This is a genomic window from Caldisericia bacterium (assembly GCA_021158845.1).
GTDB lineage: Bacteria > Caldisericota > Caldisericia > B22-G15 > B22-G15 > B22-G15.
Window position 1 is genome coordinate 1 of record JAGGSY010000117.1, and the last position, 3,224, is coordinate 3,224.

At 30.8% G+C, this 3,224-nt stretch carries 2 protein-coding genes and 1 pseudogene; 2 read left to right on the forward strand and 1 reads right to left on the reverse strand.

Annotation, left to right across the window (positions count from 1 at the left end):
* Positions 1 to 143 precede the first annotated feature (143 nt).
* Positions 144 to 1,028 carry a hypothetical protein gene (locus tag J7J33_04435; GenBank protein MCD6168536.1) on the forward strand — a complete coding sequence of 295 codons (885 nt, stop codon included), beginning with the start codon at positions 144 to 146 and terminating at the stop codon, positions 1,026 to 1,028.
* Between the two features lies 1 nt (position 1,029).
* Here the strand turns inward: J7J33_04435 and J7J33_04440 are convergent.
* Positions 1,030 to 1,864 (reverse strand): annotated as a pseudogene (locus tag J7J33_04440) (IS982 family transposase).
* A 71-nt stretch (positions 1,865 to 1,935) separates the two neighbouring features.
* Between J7J33_04440 and J7J33_04445 the strand changes: the two are divergent.
* Positions 1,936 to 3,111 carry a glycosyltransferase gene (locus J7J33_04445; GenBank protein MCD6168537.1) on the forward strand — a complete coding sequence of 392 codons (1,176 nt, stop codon included), beginning with the start codon at positions 1,936 to 1,938 and terminating at the stop codon, positions 3,109 to 3,111.
* Positions 3,112 to 3,224: the final 113 nt, after the last annotated feature.

Here is a 3,224-nt window from a genome sequence, read left to right on the forward strand (position 1 = left end):
ATTTAAGACAATATAATTAATACTAAAAAATCCATTTTATTTAATAGTAATGTTTACACAAAATTACAAATCATTTGTAAATTAAAAATGAAATAACTTTGACTTATGTGAAGAGCTTTAAATAAAAAAGTGGGAGAATCCTTATGAAAAAAATAGTAATAATGATAGGAGGGACGGGTCGTAGTGGTTCAACTATGCTTGATTTGATGCTAGGTAATGCAAATAATGCTTTTTCGTGTGGGGAATTATACGGACTTTTTCGTCCTCAAAAAAGATCTGAGCTAAGCCTTCGATGCAACTGTAATAATCCCGAATGTTCCATATGGCATGTAATTAAATATTATGGTGAGGCAAATGTTTATAAAGCTCTATTTGAAAAGATTCCTGATTTGAAGTTTATAATTGATTCTAGTAAATCTCTTGCTTGGGTTAGAGATCAGATTAAATACAATAAAAATAGTTTTATAGAATTAAAGCATATTTTAATATGGAAAGAACCTTTAAATTTTGCTCATTCTAGATGGAAACGGGGTGCACTTAAAGGCTGGCGTAAATCTTGGGCAAATTATCATCGAGGGTATTTTACTATTGTACCTTTTTTTCGATCTATAAAGCTAGAAGATTTAACCTCTTCACCTTCTTATAAGTTGAAAAGTTTATGTAAATATTTACAAATGGAATACTTTCCCGGAAAGGAGTGTTATTGGAAAAAGAAACATCATATTATCTTTGGAAGTAAGACCGCTATAGATCTCTTGTATAAAAACGGTGAAAAAAGGATATATCAGTATACAAGAAATGGAGAATTTCAAGGCATTGAGTCCCGCTTGAAGGAAATAATTGATAATGATGAGGAAATTCAAAAAATCTTGCAAGTGCTCAAAATTACAGATATAAATCAACCTCTTTTATCACGAGAAGAACTTCAACATATTATAATGCCTCTTCAAATCAATCCATTATGGATTGATTTTGAGAAAATTCGGCAGTGCCTAAAAACTTTTGCAGTTAAGTGTAGAATAATATAACTCAAGTTGCTACCTTTATAAGACGTTGAACGTTAAAACCCAACACAAATAAAATAAGTTTCAGTAGAAAACCATTCAAAGTTACAGCATGAATCTTTTTAGGAAATAACCCATTAAGACATGAACCTATTGTCTCTATAAATTTCCTATTCATTTTTACAATAAATTGTTTAAATGCATCAAATCTTTTTGAATTCTTTTTTCTTATCGGCATTAAGTTTATTTTTTCTACTTCCTTAAGTAAGTCTTCAATTTCATAATCTGTATATCCTCTGTCACCGTAAAGAATTGAACCCTCTTCCAAATTTAAAGGAAGTCCATAAAGACCATTAATATCATGAACACTTCCAGGAGTTATAAGGAATTCTTTAACATAGCCTTTGTTAGAGGCAATAATGTGAAGTTTTAAACCGTGAAAATACATCTTTTTTGATGCTATATAACCTCTGAATTCTCTTGATGGTGCTATCTTGCATCTGTTAGCTCTTATATTTTCACACACTTTCACTGGAAAAGAATCTATAGCGTATTCTTCCACAAATCCAACAGGAATAGCATTAAATATTTGCGTAATTTGCCAAAATATCACATTCATTTCTTTTTTTTAATTTGTTTAATCTTCTCAAAAATCTGCTTTTTTCAAGGACATAAGAGCAAAACAGTGTCATAAAATTAAGAGCTTTAGTGAAATTTCCTCCAAAGGCAAGACAAGCTATTATGGCAGTAGTAAGAACCTCGGCTGAACTCATTTTTGCTTGTTTGTCATCTTTCCAGCCTAAGCTTTTGAGTATATCATCTATGATGCAATAAATAGTAATTACTTCAATCTCCCTCATCTTTTTTCCCTAAAAGAATTTTTGTCTATTATAAAATAATCTTCTATCAGGTAGCAACTTGGGTTAATATAATGAAAAAAAAGGAGATTATTTACATAACACCAAAAATAAGCCCTTATCCTAATACAAATTCATTTCAGAAAGCGAAATTTTTAGCCACAAACTACTGTACCCATTTGATTATGAAATATAAATATCCTGAAACTGAGTGGATGTTGCCATATTTTAAGTCTGTTAACATTTGGGAGGATAGTCAAAAAAACCTACCTTTTATCTTATGGGCTTTTATAAAAGGGCTGGAGCTTGCAAAAAATTCTTTTCCCAATGTTGTTTACTCTAATTGGTATTTTGCCAGTATAGTTACTGGCTATTTGATGAAAAGATTCTTAGGATGTAAGTGGATTTTGGATTTGTGGGATAATCCTATTAAGCATTGGGATTTTTTTAAGGAAGAAAAATTGTGGAGTATTGCTTCTTTAAAAGATTTGATAATATCTATTATATCATACAGCTTCCTGCGTCTTATGATTCACAAGGCTGACTATGTTATTACTATTTTTCCCCAAGTTGTAAAAGATTCATTTAATATTTCTGACAGTAAAATATACGCTCATGTTAATGGTGTGGATTTGGAATACATTAGAAATTTTTCTTATGTGCAAAAAAAATCTAAAAAAAATAGCTTCCAAGATTTTTTGCTTTTTTATGTTGGTCCAATGCGACCTCTGCATTTAAGGTATTTTCCTCAAATCATTAATGAGCTTTCCCAACACAAAGGCAAAATTAGGGTTATGCTTGTTGGTCCTATTGGAAATTCAAAATGCAAAAAGTGGATAGATAAGAATATTCCAAAGAAACAAGGCTCTGTTTCTGTCCAAATCACGGACTCTTTGCCTAATACCGAGGTTATCTATTGGATGGCTCAAGCAGATGTTTGCTTGTGTCCGTATATTGATAAAGGAGACAATGTATATGGTTATCCTATCAAGATTTTTGAATACATGGCTTTGGGCAAGCCAGCGGTAGCATTTGAATTACCTAATCTCAAAAAAATATTTATACAATATCAAAATGGTATTCTTGTGCCGCAAGGGAACGTAAAAGCTTATGTAAGTGAAATTGAACGATTATTAGCACACGACGCAGAAAGAGACTTTATAGGAAAAAATGCAAAAATTACAGCTCAGAAATATGATTGGAATAATATTTTATCTGACTTAAAATTATTTTTGGATAAAATATTATAATTTGAATATGTCAATTAAATTTAGATTAAAACTACGTTCTATGATATTTGTAGTCCTTATATGCCTCCACCTTCTAAATGGGTGTTTCATATAGGCTATGCAGCTATCTAGGT

Bases quoted from the DNA above. Each gene is read 5' to 3' on its own strand.
- J7J33_04435 (MCD6168536.1), top strand. From the start codon at position 144: ATGAAAAAAATAGTAATAATGATAGGAGGGACGGGTCGTAGTGGTTCA.
- J7J33_04445 (MCD6168537.1), top strand. From the start codon at position 1,936: ATGAAAAAAAAGGAGATTATTTACATAACACCAAAAATAAGCCCTTAT.